Genomic DNA, 21,480 nt, shown 5'->3' with positions numbered 1-21,480 from the left:
CAGTGGAGCCAAGCCATGAGAAAGGAAAGCACCAGCAATTCCATCGAGCAGCAAGCCAGGGCAGCGATCAGCGCGGGGCATCTGCTTCATCCAGCGAAACATTTCAGTCACCCGCGTGACGTGCTGACCGCCACCGACATCAGCAATGACGAAAAGCGGGCGATTCTCGCCTCCTGGGCATCCGATATCTTCGCCATCGAATCCATACCTGCTCTTCGCCTTTATCCCGGGGCGGAAAGAGCCGTCTCCTATGACGAGATCCTCGAAGCGCTGAAGACGCTGGATAAGGGTGATCGGCAATCCGGGGAGCAGGGTTCGTCCGCTCCCTCTGGGTCCCGCAGGGCCCGTCGCCACAGGCTGGCGGCACGCCGGCTGCCGGGGCTCGGCTTTTGCAGCTATTCGAGAGGAGGACGGCGTTACCAGCCATTTGAGAGCTGACCCTCCAGCTGACCTGACGCGTGCTCCCTTGAGGACGCAGGCATGATTTTTGCCGACGACTCTTTGCTCAACTGAGGAGGTTTTGCCAATGAAGATCGCTCAGATTGCACCGCTTGCCGAGAGCGTTCCGCCAAAGCTCTACGGCGGAACGGAGCGGATCGTCTCTTATCTTACTGAAGAACTCGCCGGCCAGGGGCACGAGGTCACGCTGTTTGCCAGCGGCGATTCCGTCACCCGCGCGAGACTGCTGCCGTGTGCGAACGTCGCACTTCGGTTGAATCCGACGGTCAAGGACCATCTGCCGCATCAGGTCGTGATGCTGGAGGAGATCCGTCAGCGCGCGCATGAGTTCGACGTGCTGCATTTCCACATCGATCTCCTGCATTTCCCGCTGATCCGCGATTTCGCCGATCGCACGGTTACCACACTGCACGGACGGCTAGACCTGCCTGATCTCAAGCCGTTTTACACGGCGTTCCCGGACGTTCCGCTGGTGTCGATCTCCAATGATCAGCGCCGCCCGATGCCACCGGTCAACTGGCGCGGCACGGTCTATCACGGTTTGTCGGCCGATCTACTTCCCTTCACGGAGAATCCGAAGGGCAATTACCTTGCCTTCCTCGGGCGGATTTCTCCGGAAAAGCGCCCCGACCGCGCGATCCAGATCGCGGCAAAGGTCGGAATGCCGCTGAAGATCGCCGCCAAGATCGATAATGTCGACAGAGCCTATTGGGAAACCGTGATCGAGCCGATGGTAAAGAGCCATCCGCATGTGGAATACATCGGCGAGATCAACGAACACCAGAAGGCTGACTTCCTTGGCAATGCAGGCGCGCTGCTCTTCCCCATCGACTGGCCGGAACCCTTTGGACTGGTGATGATCGAGGCAATGGCCTGCGGCACGCCGGTGATCGCGTTCGGCTGCGGCTCGGTTCCCGAGGTCATTGACAATGGCGTCTCCGGCATTCTGGTCGACAGTGTCACCGAGGCGGCCGAGAACGTCGAATGGGCGCTCCGGCTGGATCGACGCAGAGTGCGGGGCGCATTCGAAAAGCGTTTCACTGCGGAGCGGATGGCGTTCGACTATCTCGACATCTATCGCAACTTGCCGGGTGTTCGCACCAAAGCGGCGCCAATCCGCCGGTCGAATGGTCAGGCGCCCGACCTGCAGGCTGTCGCCTGACGCCAAGGAGGAGACATGTCGAACATTTCTGCGGGCATCGACGCCGCCACTGCATCACTACGCCCGGCGGCGGTCGCCCAGTTCTTCATTCCGGCTGCCGCATCGCTACAGGAGCGCCGGCCGCGTACCCTGAAGCACGGCGATACGTTCGCCGTCTTCGACTACAATGGCGACGCTCTATCCGGGCCTGGAAGCCCAGAAGGTCTTTACCACCGGGATACCCGTTATCTCTCGCATCTCTACCTGACGATCAATGGACAGCGGCCGATGCTTTTGTCGTCGACCCTTCGAGATGACAACGCCACGCTGACTTGCGACCTCACCAATCCTGACCTGTTCGATGACAGGGGAAAGCTGGTCATGGGCCATGACCTGATTCACCTGCGCAGGTCACGGTTTCTGTGGAATGACCGCTGTTATGAGCGGGTGGCTGTGCGGAATTATGACGAACGGCGCCAACATGTCCGCATCCAGATCGCGTTCCAGGCGGATTTCGCCGATCTTTTCGAAGTCCGCGGAACGGCAAGAGCAAAGAGAGGCCGCGATCTTCCCGCCGTAATCGAGCCGGCTTGCATCCTCCTTTCCTATATCGGCCTGGACGATCACAAGCGGTCGACGCGACTTTCCTTTGTACCTGAGCCCTCGGAAATCCGCAGCGATCTTGTGACCTACGATTTCGAGCTCGATCCGCACGAGTCCAGATCGCTCTTCATCACCATCGGCTGCGACCAGACCTCCGCCGATCAACCTGCCCATTATTCTTTCTTCCTGGCGCTGCGGGATGCACGCCGTGCGCTGCGCGCTTCTTCCTCGCGCGCGGCTTTAATTGCAACTTCCAACGAGATCTTCAACGAAGTTTCGCGGCGCAGCGTCTCCGACCTCTACATGTTGATGACCGACACGGCGGAAGGTCCCTATCCCTACGCTGGAATTCCCTGGTTCAGCACCGTCTTCGGCCGCGACGCTTTGATCACCGCGCATCAGACACTTTGGCTCGATCCGGAGATTGCGCGCGGGGTTCTTTGTCATCTGGCCGCCAACCAGGCGGCGAACGTCGATCCTGCCTCGGACGCCGAGCCGGGCAAGATCCTGCACGAAGTGCGTTACGGTGAAATGGCCGAGCTGGGCGAGGTTCCATTCCGGCGTTATTACGGCAGCGTCGACTCGACGCCGCTGTTCGTCATGCTGGCAGGCGATTATCTCAAACGAACCTCGGATCTTGCGACTATCGAACGTCTGATGCCGCATATCGAGGCAGCGCTGACATGGATCGACGAATACGGCGATCGCGATGGCGACGGCTTCGTCGAGTATGGTCGGCTGACCGAAGAGGGCCTGATCAATCAGGCATGGAAAGACAGCCACGACTCGGTGTTCCATGCCGATGGCACATTGGCCAGGGGGCCGATCGCGATCGCCGAAGTTCAGGCTTATGTCTATGGGGCTTGGCTAAGTGCCCTGGAAATCTTTCGGCGAATCGGTAAGCCGGAACGAGCGGCGAGCTTTCTCGCGCGGGCGGAAGGACTGCGCCGTGCCTTTGACATCAGTTTTTTCGACGAGGAACTCGGCACATATGTGCTGGCCCTGGACGGGGACAAACGACCCTGCCGGGTTCGATCGTCGAACGCCGGCCATGCCCTGTTCACCGGTATAGCTTATCCTGAACGGGCGGCACAGATTGCCCGCACTCTGATGAGTGCATCGTCCTTCTGCGGCTGGGGCATTCGCACCCTTCCCTCCACCGAAGCACGCTACAATCCTATGAGCTACCACAATGGTTCGGTCTGGCCGCACGACAATGCCATGATCGCCACTGGCCTTGCCCGTTATGGCTATCGAACCGAAGCGGCGCGCATCTTCGAAGGGTTGTTCGCAGCCGCCAGCTATATCGAGCTCAGGCGGCTTCCCGAACTTCTTTGCGGCATGCCGCGTCAGCGGGCACGGGGGCCGACCTTTTATCCGGTTGCCTGCTCGCCTCAAGCATGGGCGGCTGCAGCGCCCCTGTCTTTGCTGCAATCCTGTCTCGGCCTCGACTTCGACCCGGATGGCATGCAAATCAGCTTCAATCTGCCGCAACTTCCCTCGTTCGTCGACGAGGTGATCTTGCGGCACCTGTGGATCGGCAGTGGTTCGGCTGACGTCGCCATCCGGGGGTCGGGACGGCAGGTCGTGGTCGATGTCATCGATCGTCGGGGCAACGTTCAGGTGCTCACCACCGCATGACGAAGCACGGTCTGGAGTAGGCGGGTCCCCGCCTCTCTAATCCTCTTCCTCTTCATCCGCCCTCAGCAGGTCGATCAGCGCAGCAATCCGGCCGGTCGGCAGAGGTCGGCCTTCGCCGATTAGCGCCTCATCGTTGTTGGCCCAGGCAAATGCCTCGGCAAGTTCGGCCTGCGTTGCACCTGTTGCGATGACCTCGGCTACAAGCGTGCTGTCGGCAGGCCCAAGGACGGCGATGACGTCGCCTGAAGTCATTGTCATAGCCATTTCTCCTGGTTCAAGCTGCGCCCAGCATATGGTGCGCCTATAAATGAAATCAATTTTCCTCTGCGAAATTCCATCCCCTTGAAACGTTAAGCCGCTGAATTACATAAATATTGTCGATCGCTGAAGAGGGGTCGACAGAAGGTCCAGGAGACGCCGGTCGCTCTTGGCGTCTCCTTGTATCCATGTTGCTTATGAGGAGGATATGGCTATGAGGACAAACTCCGACTTCACGCCCCTGTTTCGCTCGAGCGTCGGCTTCGAACGAATGTTGAATGCGCTCGAGGCTGCACGCCGCGCCGAGACAGTCGACAACTGGCCGCCTTATGACATCGTCAAGACCGGCGAGGATGATTACCGCATCACCATGGCAGTGGCGGGCTTCTCACAGGATGAATTGGCGCTCAGTCAAGAGGAGAACATGCTCGTCGTCTCCGGCCAGAAGGCGAATGGTGAAGATGTTCAGTATCTGCATCGCGGCATTGCCACACGGCCGTTTCATCGCCGGTTCGAACTCGCCGACCACGTGAAGGTTGTGGATGCCGAGCTCGTCAATGGTCTGCTGACCATCGGTCTCAAGCGCGAAACACCGGAAGAGGTGAAGCCGCGCCAAATTGAGATCGCAACGGCTCAGGCGATGCCGAAGGCGGAACCGGAACAGATCGAAGCCGGCAAGCACGCGGCTTGAGCTCTGCCCCGGCAGCAGGCAGCCATCGGCGAGATGGCTGGCGCCATGTGGAGAGCTTGCCCAACAACCACCAGAAAGGAGTAAAACCATGAGTGTCCGTGACTTGATTCCCTGGGGTCGCAACAACGGCAACCAGGTTCCGACTCTTTTTCGCGACGATGACCGCGATCCCTTCCTGTCACTCCATCGCGAAGTCAATCGGCTGTTCGACGATGTTTTCCGCGGCTTCGGCTCCGGGCTGCCGTCAATGCGTGGCGCCAGCGGCTTCGGTGCCGGCTGGCCGAGTGTCGAAATCTCCGATACCGACAAGGAAATCAAGGTGACCGCGGAAGTCCCCGGCCTCGAGGAGAAGGACATCGAGGTCCTGCTCAATGACGGCGTTCTGACGCTGAAGGGTGAAAAACGTTCCGAGACGGAAGACAAGGAGAAGCAGTTCTCGGAGCGCTACTACGGCCGCTTCGAGCGACGTATCCCGCTCGGCATGGAGGTTAGGGAAGACCAGGTCGAGGCCACCTTCAAGAACGGCGTCCTGACCGTAAGCTTGCCAAAGACCGAAAAGGCTCAGTCACAGGTCAAGCGCATCGCCATCAGGAGCTGATCGAAACGAGCGCGGCGGCCGCCCCGCGGCCGCCGCTTGTCCTTGCCGGAATGGGGAGGATAAACGGTGGAAACTGTTCATCAATTACAGAAGGAAAGCGAATTAAAGTCCTGCGGTCCCCGCGCCTCGAACAACAATCGGCGCAGCCATCCTCTTGCGGGAAGATCACTGTTTCCAGAGAATGCCACTGCCCGCATCTTGAAACCGTCCTGCTCCGTGATGACGTCGGCAACCGCACCGACCAAGGAGTGGCGGCTTGTCTTCGATCGCTGCAGCGCTCCGTTCATCGAGCCTCTGCTGGGCTACACCGGCAGTGGTGAGACGCTGGTGCAGGTGGAGTTGAAATTTCCGACCCTCGAATCGGCCATTCGCTATGCGGAGCGGCAGGGTCTCGATTACTTCTTGCAACGACAGGCAGACACGGGCGCACAGCTGTCTCCGAGGCTGGTCGTGCCCGGACGAGAGGGCGGGAGACGGGGTCATGATCTGCCCGAACACAAGGCAGCATGAGGTGCGCCCATGAACCCGCATGTCGTGGATTGCCACAAAATCCAGCTCGACAGGTTTGCTTTAACGGTTGCTGCGGCCGCGCGCGGTCGTTTCGGGCGTGGTGCGAAGCCGGTCCCCGAACTGCCCGAAAGCCCGACCGAGCTCAAATTTAAGGAGATCGCAGGCGACGCCTTTAGGAAGGGCGGACTGTTGTTCCTGGCGGGAATATCGGCAACAGCCCCACTTGCAGCTCCCCGCGCCACGATTTCCGAGGCTTGCGGTGACGGTGATCCACTGGCGCCGCAGCCGTCTCCTGTCCACAGGAGGCGGTCCATTGATGATCCAACCAAAACAAGAAGGAGAAATGACCGATGCTGAAGTCTCTGTCTTCTAACAACCGGACGGCTTTCGATATCGTCAATATCGTTGCCGGTCTTGGCCTCTTGATCTCACCCTGGCTGTTCGGCTTCGCCGCTGAAACTTCTGCAGCCTGGAATGCATGGATTGTCGGCGCTGCCATCACCGTGCTCGCCGTCGCGGCTCTCTATGCGTTTTATGAGGCGGAGGAGTGGGCGAACCTGGTGCTCGGCCTTTGGGCCCTGGTCGCTCCATGGATTCTCGGCTTTTCGGCCGTGACGGCAGCCATGTGGGCGCATGTGATTGCCGGCATTGTAGTCGCTGTCCTGGCCGCAGGCAGCATCTGGTTCAGTCATAACCATCCGCTGTCGGCCGCATGAGTCCGGTCTGAACGGGCTCGGGTGTCCGAGCCCGTTCTTTTGCCCGGTGCCAAGGACGATGTCGGAGTAGTAACCGTCAGATCCAAGGAGCAACCGATGTTTGATCTCTCCGCAAGACTCCACACGATTGTTGCTTCCGTAGCCATTGCCGCTGGAGCCGCGCTTTTCGCAGTCACGCCGAGCGTTGCACAGACAGCAGGAGCGGCACCGTCGGCCACCTTGCCGACGCTGGCACCGATGCTGGAGCGTATCACGCCTGCCGTCGTCAACATTGGCGTCCTCTCGCGCTCCCCCTCCGAGAACAATCCGCTATTCAGCGATCCCTATTTCCGTCGGTATTTTAATCTGCCGGAGCAGCAGCAGAGAGCCAGAATGAGTGCCGGTTCGGGCGTCATCGTGGACGCCTCCAAGGGCTACGTCCTGACGAACTACCACGTCGTTGATGGGGGTACGGACATTTCAGTCACGCTCAAGGATGGCCGGCAACTCGCTGCGAAACTTGTCGGCAGTGACAAGGGTACCGACCTTGCTCTGCTCGAGGTCGATGCGCGGAACCTTACGGCCATTGAGATCGGAGACTCCGATGCTCTCAAGGTGGGGGACTACGTCGTCGCAATCGGTAACCCCTTCGGGCTCGGCCAGACGGTGACATCTGGTATCGTCAGTGCGCTCGGACGAAGCGGCTTGAACATCGAGGGCTACGAAGATTTCATCCAGACCGATGCCTCCATCAACCCGGGCAATTCTGGCGGTGCCCTGGTGACGCTAGACGGCAAGCTGGTCGGGATCAATACCGCGATTCTCAGTCCTGCGGGCGCCAATGTCGGCATCGGCTTTGCGGTGCCAACCACCATGGTCGTGTCGGTGATGAAGCAGCTGATCGCCCATGGCGAGGTACAGCGTGGCCGATTGGGCGTCGGCATCCAGGATATCACACCGGATCTGGCAGACGCGCTCGGTCTCGGTGACCTGCGCGGCGCGCTCGTCGCCAACGTCGAACCCGGCTCGGCCGCCGATCGGGCTGGACTGAAAACCGGCGATGTGGTGACCGCCGTGGACGGCAACGCGGTGCGTGGCGCGACTGACCTCAGGAACCGCATTGGCCTCACGCCAGTGGGCAGCGAGATTAGGCTGACCGTGAAGCGCGGCAGCGAGCAGCGCGAGATTGAAGTCACCACCACGAGCGAAAGTCGCACCTCCTCTGACCTCTCGGGGACGCTGCTCGACGGTGCGATATTGCGGGACGCCTCGGCACCCGAATCCGGGGCAGTTGGAGCCTCGGGCGTCGTGATCGAGAGCGTGGCTGCTGACAGCCGAGCCGACCGCGCCGGCCTTCGTGCAGGCGACGTAATCGTCGCGGTCAACAGAACCCCAGTCTCCTCGGTTACAGAATTGCGTCGTACCATCAGCAAGGCGGCTGTAGCCGCCCTGGAACTATTGCGGGATGGCGCGCGCTTTCTTTTGGTCATCAGGTGAATGAGGGTGAGCGTCCCTCTCGTGATGTTAACGCGCTGGCCGGCCCGCTGAGTGTAGTGTTTCTACACCGCGGGCCAATCGCCGACGGGCGCTCATGCCCCGAAGATTTTCAACGAACGTGCGGTTCCTTGTTCCGCTGCGGAAGCGACGTCATCAAGGCTGCTCTCCGGCGCCAGCAGATCGTGTTTCTCAGCAAACGCGACGAACAGGCCGCGGGCGGTTTCCGCCTCGATTTCGCCGCGGAGTGCGGCGGTGCAGGCCTTGAGGGCAATAGAATGGGCGGGGTCTCTGAATGTCTCCGGCCATTCGGCAAGATGCCGATACGCCTCCATGACTGTTCGGACCTTCGCTGGAAATCCAAGGCCGACAAAAATAGTGACAGGCTGTTTGAACACATCGGGTTTCATCATTCGCTCCTTCCCTACCGCGATGTTGAACGAGCAATCTGCGCCAAGCGGCCTCCGAGCTGTGATCGGCGATAAGGCAGCGGCCTCTTAGGGGCGCTCGGCTTGCGGCAGATTAATTGGTTTTTGCGGGCTTTTAATTCAATAGGAACGAAGAAAAAATTGGCGCCTTTATCGCCGAAAATGCGGTGGAGAAAGGGCAGATCGGCAGGCGTGATTTCCCGCAGGGTCAGCCAGTCGGGCAGCGCCATCGGCCGCTCCTGCGTGCGGAATCCCCCTTGGCCGCTTTCAGAGCCGAACGCCTTATTTCCCGGGCTCGAACACCATGGCGTGGCCGTTGATGCAGTAGCGCAGGCCGGTGGGCGGCGGGCCGTCGGGGAAGACGTGGCCGAGATGGGCGTCGCAGGTGCCGCAGCGAATTTCGGTGCGCACCATGCCGTAGGTGGTATCGCGATGCTCGGTCACCGCATCGGGCGACACTGCTTCGAAATAGCTCGGCCAGCCGCAGCCGGCATCAAATTTCGTGTCGGAGCGGAAAAGCGGCGCGTTGCAGCCGACGCAGCGGTAAAGCCCGGTTTCGAAGGAATCCCAGTAGGGGCCGGTGAAGGCGCGTTCGGTACCGTGCTGGCGGGTGATGCGGTATTGCTCGGGCGTCAGCTGCTCTTTCCATTCCGCGTCGGTCTTATGGATCTTGGCGGTGGTTGCAGTTTCGGACATGACGTGCTCCTTTCGCCGAGGGGCGGTTCCGTCTTGCGAGGAAATGTGGTGCGCCGTCCTTGCTTCATCAAGCCTTCAGCGCCTGCGGTGACAATCGCGGCATGCAGCAGTTCAGGGAAGACGATTTCTTTTACATCCATTAAGGGTTTTCTGTTAGGGTTAATGTTACGTGCATTGAGGAAACATTGGTGTTTGAAGCGGCAATCGTCCTGCTCTACGGTCTCGTGGCCGCGGTCGCCATCGCGATCACGATGCTGGAAGGCTGGGCCAATCATGACGGCCTGACGTTCCATCGTCTTGCCGGGCTGGTCGCCTGCCTGCTCTGGCCGCTGGCGCTTGTGGCCTTCGTCTTGCACGGCTGCGCCGTCCGGTTGCTGACGCGTCTTTCCCGATCGATGGCCTGAGGGCTTGGAACTTTGCAGCGTGGTTTGGCTGCGACCGAAATCGCTTGAGACGCCTTGCCGTTTCGCCTAAGTCAGAAGACAAGCCGATTTGAGATCGGCTTTCCGTCTGGGCGGTAGAGGAGGAGACATGGCCGATGTCACGGCTCTGACATTTCTGGCCCTGTGTCTGCCGCTCGCCGGCGCTCTTGCCGCTCCCTTCGTCATCCGCTTTCTCGGCGCAAACGGTGCCTGGCTGCTGGCCGCCGCTCCGCTGTTCGCCTTCCTGCATTTTCTGCGCCTGCTTCCGCAGGTCGCACGCGGTCAGACCGTCACCGGCGGTTATGCCTGGGTGCCGAGCTACAACCTCTCCTTTTCCTGGTTCCTCGACGGGCTGTCGCTGGCCTTCGCGCTGCTGATCACCGGCATCGGCACGCTGATCGTGCTCTATGCCGGCGCCTACCTTAGGGGACACAAGGATCAGGGCCGCTTCTTCTCCTTCATCTTTCTCTTCATGGGCGCGATGCTCGGCATCGTGGTGTCCGACAGCTTCCTGATGTTCTTCGTGTTCTGGGAACTGACGTCGATTACCTCCTTCCTGCTGATCGGCTTCGATCACGAGCGCGAGGCGGCCCGTCGCGCCGCTCTGCAGGCGCTTGTCGTCACCGGCGGGGGAGGGCTGTGCCTGCTCGCCGGCCTGCTCATCCTCTGGAACATGTCTGATGTCACGCAGATGTCGCAGCTGATCGTGTCGGGCGATGTCCTGCGCGAAAGCCCGCTCTATCTCGCCGCTCTCATTCTGGTGCTCGGCGGCGCCTTTACCAAGTCGGCGCAGTTTCCCTTTCATTTCTGGCTGCCGAACGCCATGGAGGCGCCGACGCCGGTTTCGGCCTACCTGCATTCGGCCACCATGGTGAAAGCCGGCGTCTATCTACTGATGCGGCTCAACCCGGTCATGGGGGCAACGCCCGCCTGGGAAATCCTTCTACCATTCTTCGGCGGGCTCACCCTGGTGGTCGGCACGGCGCTCGCCATCCGCCAGACCGACCTGAAGCTCAAGCTCGCTCATACCACCGTCTCGTCGCTCGGCCTGCTCGTCATGCTGATCGGCTTCGGCTCGGACCACGCGGTGGAGGCGGCGGCGCTCTATCTGGTGGCGCATTCCCTCTTCAAGGGCGCGCTCTTCATGGTCGCCGGCATCATCGATCACGAAACCGGCACGCGCGACATCACCCGGCTCGGCGGCCTCAGGCGGGCGATGCCGCTGACATGGCTCATCGCCCTTGCCGCGGCCTTCTCCATGGCCGGTCTGCCGCCCTTCTTCGGCTTTCTCGCCAAGGAGGAGATCTATACGGCGCTCGCCGGCGGCGACATCCGCGCCATCACCTTCACGGCGATCGCCGTCTTCGGCAACGCGCTGATGTTTGCCGTCGCCTTTGCCGTGGCGCTGAAACCCTTCCTCGGCCAGAAGGTCGAGACGCCGAAATCCGCGCACGAGGCGCCCGTGCTACTCTGGCTCGGCCCCGCCGCTCTCGCTGTCCTCGGCCTGTTGTCGGCGGTGTTCTCGAGCTTCACCCATGCCGCTCTGTCTTCGCCGATCGCAGCCGCGATCCGCGGAACCCGGGTCGAAATCACCATTTCGCTGGCGCCGCATATCGGCCTGCCCCTGATCCTGTCGCTGCTGACAGTGTCGCTCGGAATCGGCGTCTACTGGCAGCTCGATCGCGCGCGGTTTTGGATGGCCGTTTTCCTGCGCGCCGCCGGGCGGGGGCCGGATCATGGCTTCGATCTTGCCGTATCGGCTCTTGTGCGCTTCTCCGCCCGCCTCATGCGTGTCGTCCAGCCGGGACGGCTTGAGATCTATGTCGCCTCCACGTTCCTCTGCCTCGCCGCCATCCTGATCGTTCCGCCCATCGTTTATGGTGAACTGCCGCGCTTTCCCGCCTGGCCCGCGGATGTCAGGCTGCATGAAGGGGCGGTCCTGCTGATCGCCGCTTTCGGCCTTGTCGCCGTGCTCATCGCCCGCGACCGACTGACGGCGATCGTCTCGCTCGGTATCCAGGGATTCGCCGTCGCCGTCATCTTCCTGCTGTTCGGGGCGCCGGACCTGTCATTTACGCAGTTCATGGTCGAAACGCTTTCGGTTGTCATCCTCGCCCTCGTCATGACAAGGCTCAAGCTTTCACCGGCCGACCGGCGGCCGTTCGGCCGCAGGCTGTTCGACGGCGCACTGGCGCTCGTCTGCGGTCTCGGTTTTGCACTCTTGCTGCTGCGGGCGACGCAGGCACCGTTCAACAATGCGCTGACGGCCTTCTTCAACGCCTATTCAAAATCGATCGCCCACGGAGCCAATGTCGTCAACGTCATCATCGTCGACTTCCGCGGCACCGATACGCTCGGTGAGATCGCCGTCGTCGCGGTCACCGGCCTTGCCATCCTGGCGCTGATCCGCATCCGCGCCGGCACCGAGCGCAAGCTTGCCGCCAATGATCCGGATGCGGTGGGGGCAGGGGAATGATCGTATGAATACCCTGATCTTCCGCACCATCGCCCCCTTCCTCACCGCGCTGATGCTGCTTTTTTCCGTCTTCGTGCTGCTGCGCGGCCACAACGAGCCGGGCGGCGGCTTCATCGGCGGGCTGATCGCCGCCTCGGGACTGGCGATTTACGGCATTGCCCGCGGCGTTGCCGCCGTTCACCGGGCGCTGTTCTTCCACCCGCTGTCGATTGCCGGCTGCGGCCTCTTCCTTTCGACTGCGGCCGGTCTTCTCTCGATCGTCGTCGGCGTTCCCTTCATGACCGGCCTCTGGATCTACCCGAACCTTCTCGGCCTCGAGGTGCCGCTGTCGAGCGTCATGCTCTTCGATCTCGGCGTCTATCTCGTGGTACTCGGCGCCATCACCTCGATCGCCCTCACATTGGAAGAAAAGGAAGTGGCATCGGAAGAAAAGGAGATGGAGTGATGGAGCCCCTTCTGGCGATCCTCGTCGGCCTGTTCTTTGCCGCCGCCATCTACCTGATGCTGTCGCGATTCTCGATCCGCATCATGCTCGGCATCGCCATCCTCGGCAATGCCGTCAATCTGCTGCTCTTTACATCAGGCCGGCTGACGCGCGAAGTGCCGCCGATCATCCCGGCGGGTCTCGAGACCTTGCCCGCCGGCACGGCCAATCCGCTGCCGCAGGCGCTCATCCTGACGGCGATCGTCATCTCCTTTTCCTTCCTGGCCTTCCTGCTGGTGCTGACCTACCGCGCCTATCAGGATCTCGGCACCGACGACACCAGCGAAATGCGTGCCGCCGAACCCGACGACCGGCCGCTGCCACCATTGGGGTATTGACGCGAATGCCGGTGCGGATGCTCACCCCCCTCTGCCCTGCCGGGCATCTCCCCCACAAGGGGGGAGATCGGCTGGGAGCCTCGTCTCGCTCCAGTCAAATGCCTCAGATCGGCGAAGCTGCTTGGCGTGAAATTACCATATCGAGAAGCGGCCGCCTCTTGCCGATCTCCCCCCTTGTGGGGGAGATGCCCGGCCGGGCAGAGGGGGGTACCCTGCGGCACGCCCCCGACCATCCCGGAGGCCGCACCTGATGGCCGCCCCAATCACCGTCGATCTCTCCGCCGCCTTGGTGACCGCCCCGGTGCCGCTAGCGCATTGGCTCGCCATTCTGCCGGTCGCCCATTGCATCACGCTCGGCGCTGTCCTGCTGATGGTGCGCGCCCATCCCCGCCTGCAGTCCTGGCTGGCCATTTCGGGCCTCGCGGGGCTGGCGCTGATCGATGCGGCGCTGCTTGCCAAGGTCGCGGCCGAAGGACCGCTCACCATGGTCATGGGGCGCTGGCTGCCGCCCTTCGGCATCGCCTTCACCGTCGATCTCTTCAGTGCGCTGATGGCCTTCGCCGCAGCCCTTGCGGGGCTAGCCGGCGGCATCTATGCGCTGGCCGATATCAGCGAAAGCGGCCGCCGCTACGGCTTCTTTCCGCTGCTCATGCTGCTGATGGCCGGTGTCACCGGCGCCTTTCTCACCGGCGACGTCTTCAATCTTTATGTCTGGTTCGAGGTGCTGCTGATGTCTTCATTCGGACTGATCATCCTCGGATCGGAACGGCAGCAGATCGACGGGGCGCTGAAATATGCGGTGCTCAACCTGATCGCCACGACCTTGTTCCTGGTGGGGGTCGGCATTCTCTATGCCGTCTTCGGCACGCTCAACATGGCCGATATCGCCGGGAAGGCGCGAGACATCAGCGGCACGGCGCCGTTGATGTCGCTGGCAAGCCTCTTCCTGCTTGCCTTCGCCATGAAGGCGGCCGCCTTCCCGGTCAATTTCTGGCTGCCCGCCGCCTATCATACGCCGCGCATCACCGTCTCGGCACTGTTTGCCGGCCTGCTGACCAAGGTCGGCATCTACGCGCTGGTTCGGGTGACGGTCATGCTGCTGCCGGCCGAACGCGCCGAACTCAGCCTTGTGATCGCGCTCGCGGCCGCCGCGACCATTCTCGTTGGCGCGCTCGGCGCGCTTGCCGAAAACGATGTCCGCCGGCTATTCGGCCATGTCGTCATTTCGGGCATCGGCAACATGCTTGCCGGCGTCGCGCTCGGCAATGCCGGCGGCATCGGCGGCGCGGTTTTCTACGCTCTCCATTCCATGGTGCTGATGACGGCGCTTTATCTTGCCGCCGGCGAGATCGCCCGGCGCGGCGGCGGCTTTTGCCTGTCGGACCTCGGCGGGCTTTATCGCCAAAGCGGCGGCTTTGCCGCACTTTCACTGGTGCTTTTCCTGGCCGCCTGCGGCCTGCCGCCCTTTTCCGGCTTCTGGCCGAAGGTCATGCTCGTCAAGGCCTCGCTCGATAGCGGCGCCTGGTGGCTGGCGGCGACAATCTTGACCGGCGGTTTTCTGACGACGATCGCCTTTGGCCGGCTCTTTCTCCTTGCCTATTGGCGTCCCGCGCCGATGACGCTCGCGCCGTCGCGCTCTTCCTGGCGCACCGTTCTGCCGGTCGCCGCGCTGACCGTGCTCACCATCGGCTTCGGCATCCTGCCGGAACGGCTGCTGGCGCTGTCGCAAGCGGCCGCCGCCGGCCTTGCCGATCCCCAGGCCTATCTCCATTCGGTCTTCCCGGAAGGAGCTCAGCGGTGATCGCTTTCCTCCTCAACCTGCTGCTTGCCATCGCCTGGGTTGCCGTTACCGGCAGCGCCTCGCTGCACAATCTCGTCTTCGGCTTCCTGCTGGCGGCTCTGGCGCTGGCCGTCATCCGCGAACCCTTCGGCGGCGGGGGATATCTGCGTCGCACCCGCCTGGTGCTGTCGCTCATTGCCCTCTTCCTCAAGGAACTGTCGCTGTCGGCCTGGAAGGTCACGCTCACGGTTCTGTCGCCGGATATGGAGCTGAAGCCCGGCATCTTCGCCTTTCCGTTGACGGTGACGAGCGATTTCGAGATCACCCTGCTGGCAAATCTCATCACGCTGACACCCGGCACGCTTTCCGTCGATGTCTCGACAGATCGCCGCACCCTCTATGTCCACGCGCTCGATTGCTCGGATCTGGAGGCTGCAAGGCGCGGCATTGCCAACGGTTTCGAACGCAAGATCATGGAGGCCTTCCGGTGATCACGCCCGCCGACATCGTTGCCGTCGCATCCTCGGCCGCCCTCCTCATCCTCGGTCTGGCGCTGCTCTTGACCGTCTGGCGCGTCGTTGCAGGTCCGACATTGCCGGATCGGATCCTCGCCCTCGACATGCTGACCGGCATCGCCATCGGCTTCATTGCCGTCATCGCGGTTAAGACAGGGTTCTCCCTCTATATCGATATCGCCATCTCGCTCGGCCTCGTCGGCTTCCTGGCAACCGTCGCCTTCGCCCGCTTCGTGCTGTCGCGCGGCAACATCAAATCGCCGCCATCGGTGTCCGCGGCAACGGGCGGCGCAAAGACGCGCCGGGCAAGGAGGAAGGGACGATGACGGCTTATCTCGTCGCAGCCGTCACCGCGCTGCTGCTGGTTGCCGGTGCGCTCTTTGCCCTTGCGGCGGCGATCGGCCTGGTCCGGCTGCCCGATCTCTATACCCGCATGCATTCGGCCTCGAAGGCCGGCACCGTCGGTTCCGGCCTGCTGCTCTTTGCCGCCGGCCTCTATTCGCAGGATCCGGCGGTTATCGCCCGCGCCCTTGCCGGGTTCGTTTTCTTCCTGTTGACGGCGCCGGTTTCCGCCCATTTGCTGGCCAGGGCGGCACATCGATCGGGACACGATCTCGGCGCCATCTCCGTCTGCGATGATATGCGCGAACGCTGAGGGGTTGCTATTGCCATCTTAACCTGTTTTACGTTCGACTTATGCACAGGAAGCTGTGAGTAAAGCTTGGCCTAAAGTCCTATAATTCTTCGCCAGCCATTTTTTCTCAAGAAAAACGACAAATAATAATTGGCCTTTCGGCCAAACGATGGTATTTGAAAATGCAAGTAGAATTCTGATTGTGAATTACAATCGTACTGCTTCCAAGTCCCTCAGTGTTGATTTTTCAATGTCTAAACTGAGGCCACCGCCTGGAGCACGACGTAGTGGTTTTTGGTCAGGCAGTATAAGAACAGGTCTCGAACTTCGGAATCTAGGGGTGGATTTCACGTTTTTCGAAACAGAAGATTGCTTCCTGTGCTTTTGCTGTTCGCTTCTACGAGGCGGGTCTTTGGCGTGACAGTCAAAGATCGTTTGAGCATGCTAACAGGAGAAAACATATGACAGATATGGCGACCGGCAATGGGCCGGAGCTGCTTGTGGAACTGACGGCCGACATCGTCGCGGCCTATGTCAGCAACCATGTTGTCCCGGTCAGCGACCTGGCAAACCTGATTTCCGACGTGCATTCGGCACTGAGCAACACGTCCGTACCGCAGCCCGCTGCGGCCGTTGTCGAAAAGCAGAAGCCTGCAGTCTCTGTCCGCAAGTCCGTACAGGACGAGCAGATTACGTGTTTGGAATGCGGCGGCAACTTCAAGTCCCTCAAGCGCCACCTGATGACGCATCACTCTCTCTCGCCGGAAGAATACCGCGAGAAGTGGGACCTGCCGACCGACTACCCGATGGTAGCGCCCGCCTATGCCGAAGCGCGTTCGCGCCTGGCAAAGGAGATGGGCCTGGGTCAGCGCCGCAAGCGCGGCCGCGGCTGAGCTTTTTCGAAAGCCATCAACGACAAAAGCCGGGTCTTGCGCCCGGCTTTTCTGTCTTTATCGCGAATGTGATTCCAAAAGCTGCGAGCCGATTTGGACGACATTCTGTTCCGACTTATGAATTGACATCGGGAATCAGACTTTAGTCTGAGGAGGCCCGACATTATCCTGTTCCAGGCGGGGAAAATTATATTCCGGACTATTTTGCGCCTATCGCAAATGATCCGGGTGAGGGCGGGATATCACGAGGCGCCGCATCTTATGCTTTGGAAGTGCAGCGTAGAATGTATTCCTATACTATAAGGAAGTGTTAATATACTATATTAGAGGGCGCTGCCACACGCGTCGGGCCCGAATCGAATCGCGTTCAAGCAGCGGCACGGACTTTCGCCTCTTCCCGGATTCTTTTCACCATCGAGCGCAGCCCGTTCGACCGCTGCGACGACAGGTTCTCCACCAGGCCGATCTTCGAGAAGATCTCGAAGGCATCGAGCGCGGCGATCTCGGATGCCGGCTTGCCGGAATAGGTGGCAAGCACGATGGCGACAAGGCCGCGCACGATATGGGCATCGGAATCGCCCTCGAAGTTCATGATCGGGTTATCAGGATCGCCCGACGTGTGCGTCACCAGCCAGACCTGGCTGGCGCAGCCCATGACCTTGTTCTCGGAGGTGCGCTTTTCCTCGGCCAGTTCGGGCAGCGCCTTGCCGAGTTCGATGACATAGCGGTAGCGGTCTTCCCAATCGTCCAGGAAGGCAAAGTCGTCGATGATCTGGTCGAGGGATGCCATACAAAGCCTTTCACCATCGGCATGGCCGGCGAAACTGCACGGCAATTCTGCCTACGGACATGCTCTAATACTGCATATAGGTGAAAGACCGACGGATTTGAACCGTTAAAGCGCGTTGCGGCGTCGGATTTGCCGCATGTCGCAAGACCCCGCCGCATATTGATGCGTGACTCGTTCTCAAAAGAAACGCCGTGAGGGATGGGCTTCCTCACGGCGCAGCAAGATGCTGAATTAAACAGGGCAGGCACGTCAGGCATGGGGCATTTCCGCGTCATTGCGGACCACCGATGCAAGCTCAGGCAATTCCGGCTGCTAAGCTGTTTCGTCCGGAATTGAGGCAAACAAGAACGAAGAATTCGAAATGCGTTGCTGGCGGGCGCCTCGCAATACCGTCAGATCGCCGGTTTCGGCGTCGGCAGCGGGATCGCGCCGGTTACCACCGTCTCGGCGGCCGTTTCATCATCGACCGGCGGACGGTAGGGCATCGGCTGGTTCAGCGCAGCCTTTGCCTCGCGCACTTTCTCCTCGACGGAGGGGGTGGCGAGGGAAGGCAGGGCGGGTGCCGACCGCTTTGCCGTTTCGGCAAGCCTTGCGGTCGTTGCCGGTTCGTCGGCGAACTGGCTGTCGAGCAATTCATAAGCGACATGGGCGCCCTCGCGGGCCCGATATCCGAGCGCCGTCAGGGTCTCTGCGCCCTTGGCGCAGACCTCGGGCTTTTCCGAGCACATGCCGGTCAGATAATCATAGGCGCCGCTCGCCGCCGTAAAGGCGTCGGAAAGCTGCAATTGCGGGCCGCTGGCGAGCTTGTCGGAACCCTCCGTGCTGAAGACGGAAAGAAGCACGAGCACAAGGCCAAACCAGAAGGATCCTTTGATCAGAAACCACATTGTCGTTGCCCATCCTGTTTTCCCGTCCGGTTCTTTTCGCCGAATCAGGCCGGTTGTCCGGTGTGCTTTCACCCTATCGATTAGTTGCGAACGCCGCTTTTCGAAACTCGCGCGCATTTGCGGCAAATTTAATTCAAATTTTAGCGAACCGGATTTGAGCAGCATTTAAGTCGAATGCGAGAGATCGCCGTTAAGCATCAGGGCAGCACCTCCTTGCAATTGCAGGGCTTTTGGCTGCTCGCCTTGCCACAGGAGTTAACGCTGTGCTGAAATATGAAGGAATTCCGTTGCTTACCGGCTATTAACCACAAAAAGTAAAGGGCCTCTCCGATGCATCAAAACGGGAATTTCTGCCCTTTCCGGCTGTGAACGGCGCTTTTGCCTTATCCTTTCCTTAAGTCGCGGGGGCCTATTGTCCGGATCGACAGACAGCCTTTTTCGGGCGGGTATTGCGTGCGAGTATTGAGTGACATTGGCGGCTGGGTGACGGCGCTCGTAGACCGGGCGGCGACAAGCTGGCTCTCTCGGACGGGCGGCGGTGAAGCCGTGCGCCAACGCGAGCTTGCGATTCTGCGCCGCTTGGTGCTGCTGTCTTCGGCCGCTCTCGTCGCCGCGCCCGTTGGTCTTTCGGCGGTTACCAGCCCAGCCGTCGCCTTGCCGGCCGGTGTCGCCATGGTCTGCGCCGCCTTCCTCTTTTCCGCCGTCGGCAGCATTGCGCTGGCCCGCCAGGGCTCGTCGGCCGGCATCGCCACGCAGTCGGCCGAGGACTTCTTCCTGAGCGTCACGCCTGGTCTCGTCTTGTTCCTCGATCCGCACGGCAGCGTCGCCACCATCGGCGGCCGTGATCGCCGCGATTTCCTCGCCTGGATGCGCGATCCGAAGGGCAGGGGCTTCCTGGAGCAGGTGCATGTCTCCGATCGCATCCTGTTCCTGCAGGCGCTCGATGGCCTCAGGCGCGGCGAGGATGCCGCAAGCGTCGATCTGCGTCTCGACCGGCCTTCGGTTTCGCGCGATCAGCGCCAGTTCGCTTATCTCAGAATGGATATGACCGCCCGGCGCGATGCCGATGGCGACCTGACCGCCGTGATCGCCCAGCTGCGCGACGTCTCCGTCGAGCAGCAGCTGCGGGCCGAGGCGCAAAGCCGCGCGGCTGATGCCGAATCGGCAAACGATGCCAAGTCGCGCTTCCTCGCCGCCGTCAGCCATGAGCTGCGCACGCCGCTGAACGCCATTCTCGGTTTTTCCGACATTCTGATCGGCGAATATTTCGGCAAGTTCGAAAACGATCGCCAGCGGGAATATGTCGGCCTCGTGCGCGAATCCGGCGCGCACCTGCTTTCCGTCGTCAACACCATGCTCGACATGAGCAAAATCGAGGCCGGCCGCTACGAGCTGATCCTCGAAGCCTTCGATATATCGGCCTCCGTCAGATCCTGCGAATCGATGCTGGCCTTGCAGGCCAAGACCAAGGGCGTCACCCTGACGAGCCGGATCCAGCGCGGCCTCGGCGAGATCGTCGCCGATCAGCGCGCCATCCAACAAATCCTCATCAATCTCGTCGGCAATGCCGTCAAGTTCACCGAGGCCGGTGGCGTCGTCTCCGTCGATGCGGCGGCCCGCGACGGCATCCTGAAGCTGACGGTCAGCGATACCGGCATCGGCATTGCCGCCGACAAGCTGGCGATGCTCGGGCAGCCCTTCGTCCAGATCCAGAACGATTACACCCGCCGCTTCGAAGGCACCGGCCTCGGCCTTTCACTGGTCAAGGGGCTGGTGGCGCTGCATGGCGGAAATTTTGCTATCGCCAGCCAGCCGGGTGAGGGTACGATCATCACCATCGAGATCGCGGTGGATGGTTCTGGCGCCAGGCGGGCAGACGATGCCGGCCATGGCGCGACCGTCGAGTTTCCGCCGCGGCTGAAAGACGTGGTCAAAACAGGGGTAGAATTGGAAGAGGGGCTTTTCGATGGCCGCGCGCAAGCGAAAATCGCCTAAGGGAAAAAACCGACGGCAGCAGCCCGGCCTGGTGGTGTCAGGTGCGGCTGCTCTCGGCGGCCTCGGCCTGCAGGGAGCATCTGCGCTGGGTGGTCTCGGTCTGCAGGGCGCATCTGTGCTCGGCGGCGTCATCGGCCGCAATCCGTCGGTTGCCGGCGGCACGATCGCCTTCGTCGTCATCTTCTCCTTTGTCGCGGCCAATGCGCTCTGGTATCAGCCCGGCCTGCATCCGCATCCGATTTTGCGCACGCGCGACCCGCAGTCTTCAAACGTGCTCGGCGCCCGCCGCCCAGCCGAAGAGCAGCAGGGCGAGGTTACCACCTTCCGGATCGAACGGCCTGAAGATGCCGCCACCACCACCAGCGCCACGCCGGCGCCGGCCGCACCGAGTCAGCAGCCGAGCGAGCTCGTCATGGGTATCCAGCAGCAGCTGGTGCGCCGCGGTCTCTATAACGGCATTCCTGACGGTATTATCGGTCCCCGCACCAGCGCCGCCATCCTCTTCTTCCAGGAGACCGTCGGCATGGCCCAGACCGGGGAAGCGACGCCGGAGGTGCTGGCGGCGCTGAAAACCGACGCCGCCGGCTCCTCGACCGTGCCCGTGGAAAAACCGCGTGAGGATGTGAGCTCGAAGGCGGCGGCGGAAGACCCGGTGGCCGCCGCGATTCGCAGCGCCGAAAAGACCGTCAAGACGGCTCCATCAGCCGCAAAGCAGCTTCCGGCAAGCGAACTCACCACTGTCGACTTGGTGTTGAAGATCCAGAAGGGTCTTTCCAACATGGCCTATGCCAATGTCGGCGTCGACGGTGTTGCCGGCGAGCAGACCCGCGCCGCCATCCGTCACTTCCAGAAGCACTACAACTTGCCCGAAAACGGTGAGCCGAACGAGGCGGTGCTGAAAAAACTCAAGGAAATCGGCGCGATCTGAGACGTTTCGCGCAGCGTGCAGCCGCAAGCCTCGCTCGAGGCTCTACAACCTAAGTCTAAGACGCCGGCGCCGTTTGCAACTTATTAACCATGTTGATCGAAGCTTTGCCGATTGAGGCGGGGGA

24 protein-coding genes and 2 pseudogenes are annotated in these 21,480 nt (G+C 61.4%); 20 read left to right on the top strand and 6 right to left on the bottom strand.

Annotation, left to right across the window (positions count from 1 at the left end):
* Positions 1-15 precede the first annotated feature (15 nt).
* The 3 genes from C4N04_RS02375 (at position 16) to C4N04_RS02365 (ending at position 3,844) form a co-directional block, all read left to right on the top strand.
* The gene (locus C4N04_RS02375; protein ID WP_106795351.1) at positions 16-438 is read left to right on the top strand and encodes a hypothetical protein; all 423 of its coding nucleotides are present in this window, start codon (positions 16-18) and stop codon (positions 436-438) included.
* A gap of 88 nt (positions 439-526) precedes the next feature.
* The gene (locus C4N04_RS02370) at positions 527-1,621 is read left to right on the top strand and encodes a glycosyltransferase family 4 protein (RefSeq protein WP_106795350.1); all 1,095 of its coding nucleotides are present in this window, start codon (positions 527-529) and stop codon (positions 1,619-1,621) included.
* A 15-nt stretch (positions 1,622-1,636) separates the two neighbouring features.
* The gene (locus tag C4N04_RS02365; RefSeq protein WP_106795349.1) at positions 1,637-3,844 is read left to right on the top strand and encodes an amylo-alpha-1,6-glucosidase; all 2,208 of its coding nucleotides are present in this window, start codon (positions 1,637-1,639) and stop codon (positions 3,842-3,844) included.
* Positions 3,845-3,880: 36 nt separating this feature from the next.
* Here C4N04_RS02365 and C4N04_RS02360 read toward each other — a convergent pair whose 3' ends face one another.
* The gene (locus C4N04_RS02360) at positions 3,881-4,102 is read right to left on the bottom strand and encodes a hypothetical protein (RefSeq protein ID WP_096764224.1); all 222 of its coding nucleotides are present in this window, start codon (positions 4,100-4,102) and stop codon (positions 3,881-3,883) included.
* 214 nt (positions 4,103-4,316) lie between these two features.
* Between C4N04_RS02360 and C4N04_RS02355 the strand changes: the two genes are divergently transcribed.
* From C4N04_RS02355 to C4N04_RS02335, 6 genes and pseudogenes are all read left to right on the top strand, one after another.
* On the top strand, positions 4,317-4,793 hold the full coding sequence (locus C4N04_RS02355) for an Hsp20 family protein (protein WP_038687748.1): 477 nt from the start codon (positions 4,317-4,319) through the stop codon (positions 4,791-4,793).
* 88 nt (positions 4,794-4,881) lie between these two features.
* Complete coding sequence (locus tag C4N04_RS02350; RefSeq protein ID WP_038687750.1) at positions 4,882-5,391, top strand: Hsp20/alpha crystallin family protein; 510 nt, start codon at positions 4,882-4,884, stop codon at positions 5,389-5,391.
* Between the two features lie 66 nt (positions 5,392-5,457).
* Positions 5,458-5,802, top strand: a pseudogene (locus C4N04_RS02345) (NADH dehydrogenase ubiquinone Fe-S protein 4); the annotation flags it as partial.
* 108 nt (positions 5,803-5,910) lie between these two features.
* Positions 5,911-6,258, top strand: coding sequence for a DNA-directed RNA polymerase subunit omega (locus C4N04_RS31510; protein WP_158775526.1), 348 nt, complete (start codon positions 5,911-5,913; stop codon positions 6,256-6,258).
* On the top strand, positions 6,252-6,617 hold the full coding sequence (locus C4N04_RS02340) for an SPW repeat protein (RefSeq protein WP_038687753.1): 366 nt from the start codon (positions 6,252-6,254) through the stop codon (positions 6,615-6,617). Before C4N04_RS31510 ends, C4N04_RS02340 begins: the two co-directional genes overlap by 7 nt.
* Positions 6,618-6,713: 96 nt before the next feature.
* Positions 6,714-8,093, top strand: coding sequence for a DegQ family serine endoprotease (locus C4N04_RS02335; RefSeq protein ID WP_106795347.1), 1,380 nt, complete (start codon positions 6,714-6,716; stop codon positions 8,091-8,093).
* A gap of 109 nt (positions 8,094-8,202) precedes the next feature.
* Here C4N04_RS02335 and C4N04_RS02330 read toward each other — a convergent pair.
* From C4N04_RS02330 to msrB, 3 genes and pseudogenes are all read right to left on the bottom strand, one after another.
* Positions 8,203-8,500 (bottom strand): annotated as a pseudogene (locus C4N04_RS02330) (DUF982 domain-containing protein).
* A 14-nt stretch (positions 8,501-8,514) separates the two neighbouring features.
* A complete protein-coding gene (locus tag C4N04_RS02325) occupies positions 8,515-8,748 on the bottom strand; it encodes a hypothetical protein (protein WP_106795346.1) in 234 nt (77 codons plus the stop codon).
* A gap of 52 nt (positions 8,749-8,800) precedes the next feature.
* Positions 8,801-9,214 (bottom strand): peptide-methionine (R)-S-oxide reductase MsrB, encoded by a 414-nt coding sequence (msrB, locus tag C4N04_RS02320; protein ID WP_008528859.1) that lies wholly within the window; start codon positions 9,212-9,214, stop codon positions 8,801-8,803.
* 188 nt (positions 9,215-9,402) lie between these two features.
* Here msrB and C4N04_RS02315 point away from each other — a divergent pair, with 188 nt between their 5' ends.
* The 9 genes from C4N04_RS02315 (at position 9,403) to C4N04_RS02270 (ending at position 16,756) form a co-directional block, all read left to right on the top strand.
* Positions 9,403-9,618, top strand: a complete 216-nt coding sequence (locus tag C4N04_RS02315) for a hypothetical protein (protein ID WP_010056887.1) — start codon at positions 9,403-9,405, stop codon at positions 9,616-9,618.
* 127 nt (positions 9,619-9,745) lie between these two features.
* Positions 9,746-12,112, top strand: a complete 2,367-nt coding sequence (locus C4N04_RS02310; RefSeq protein WP_106795345.1) for a putative monovalent cation/H+ antiporter subunit A — start codon at positions 9,746-9,748, stop codon at positions 12,110-12,112.
* Between the two features lie 4 nt (positions 12,113-12,116).
* Complete coding sequence (locus tag C4N04_RS02305) at positions 12,117-12,557, top strand: Na(+)/H(+) antiporter subunit B (RefSeq protein WP_039618707.1); 441 nt, start codon at positions 12,117-12,119, stop codon at positions 12,555-12,557.
* Entirely contained in the window at positions 12,557-12,934 is a 378-nt protein-coding gene (locus C4N04_RS02300) for a Na+/H+ antiporter subunit C (protein WP_038687763.1), read from the top strand. The genes C4N04_RS02305 and C4N04_RS02300 overlap by 1 nt, the downstream gene beginning before the upstream one ends.
* Before the next feature lie 250 nt (positions 12,935-13,184).
* Positions 13,185-14,735, top strand: coding sequence for a Na+/H+ antiporter subunit D (locus C4N04_RS02290; RefSeq protein WP_106795344.1), 1,551 nt, complete (start codon positions 13,185-13,187; stop codon positions 14,733-14,735).
* The gene (locus tag C4N04_RS02285) at positions 14,732-15,205 is read left to right on the top strand and encodes a Na+/H+ antiporter subunit E (protein ID WP_106795343.1); all 474 of its coding nucleotides are present in this window, start codon (positions 14,732-14,734) and stop codon (positions 15,203-15,205) included. Before C4N04_RS02290 ends, C4N04_RS02285 begins: the two co-directional genes overlap by 4 nt.
* Complete coding sequence (locus C4N04_RS02280) at positions 15,202-15,555, top strand: cation:proton antiporter (RefSeq protein ID WP_106795342.1); 354 nt, start codon at positions 15,202-15,204, stop codon at positions 15,553-15,555. Before C4N04_RS02285 ends, C4N04_RS02280 begins: the two co-directional genes overlap by 4 nt.
* Positions 15,552-15,884 carry a monovalent cation/H(+) antiporter subunit G gene (gene mnhG, locus C4N04_RS02275; RefSeq protein ID WP_096771101.1) on the top strand — a complete coding sequence of 111 codons (333 nt, stop codon included), beginning with the start codon at positions 15,552-15,554 and terminating at the stop codon, positions 15,882-15,884. The genes C4N04_RS02280 and mnhG overlap by 4 nt, the downstream gene beginning before the upstream one ends.
* A 440-nt stretch (positions 15,885-16,324) precedes the next feature.
* The gene (locus C4N04_RS02270) at positions 16,325-16,756 is read left to right on the top strand and encodes a MucR family transcriptional regulator (RefSeq protein WP_010060045.1); all 432 of its coding nucleotides are present in this window, start codon (positions 16,325-16,327) and stop codon (positions 16,754-16,756) included.
* A gap of 367 nt (positions 16,757-17,123) precedes the next feature.
* On the opposite strand, the gene C4N04_RS02265 is transcribed toward C4N04_RS02270, so the two are convergent.
* Both C4N04_RS02265 and C4N04_RS02260 read right to left on the bottom strand, forming a co-directional pair.
* On the bottom strand, positions 17,124-17,546 hold the full coding sequence (locus tag C4N04_RS02265) for a SufE family protein (RefSeq protein ID WP_009987486.1): 423 nt from the start codon (positions 17,544-17,546) through the stop codon (positions 17,124-17,126).
* A gap of 392 nt (positions 17,547-17,938) precedes the next feature.
* On the bottom strand, positions 17,939-18,433 hold the full coding sequence (locus C4N04_RS02260) for a DUF5330 domain-containing protein (RefSeq protein WP_039618715.1): 495 nt from the start codon (positions 18,431-18,433) through the stop codon (positions 17,939-17,941).
* Between the two features lie 453 nt (positions 18,434-18,886).
* Here C4N04_RS02260 and C4N04_RS02255 point away from each other — a divergent pair, with 453 nt between their 5' ends.
* Both C4N04_RS02255 and C4N04_RS02250 read left to right on the top strand, forming a co-directional pair.
* On the top strand, positions 18,887-20,428 hold the full coding sequence (locus tag C4N04_RS02255; protein ID WP_106795341.1) for a HAMP domain-containing sensor histidine kinase: 1,542 nt from the start codon (positions 18,887-18,889) through the stop codon (positions 20,426-20,428).
* Positions 20,400-21,356 (top strand): peptidoglycan-binding domain-containing protein, encoded by a 957-nt coding sequence (locus tag C4N04_RS02250; protein WP_096764233.1) that lies wholly within the window; start codon positions 20,400-20,402, stop codon positions 21,354-21,356. Before C4N04_RS02255 ends, C4N04_RS02250 begins: the two co-directional genes overlap by 29 nt.
* Positions 21,357-21,480 lie beyond the last annotated feature (124 nt).

This window comes from Rhizobium sp. H4 (assembly GCF_003013335.1).
Classification (GTDB): domain Bacteria; phylum Pseudomonadota; class Alphaproteobacteria; order Rhizobiales; family Rhizobiaceae; genus Rhizobium; species Rhizobium sophoriradicis.
The sequence above is the reverse complement of the archived record's forward strand: the minus strand, read 5'-3'. Positions and strand labels throughout refer to the sequence as shown.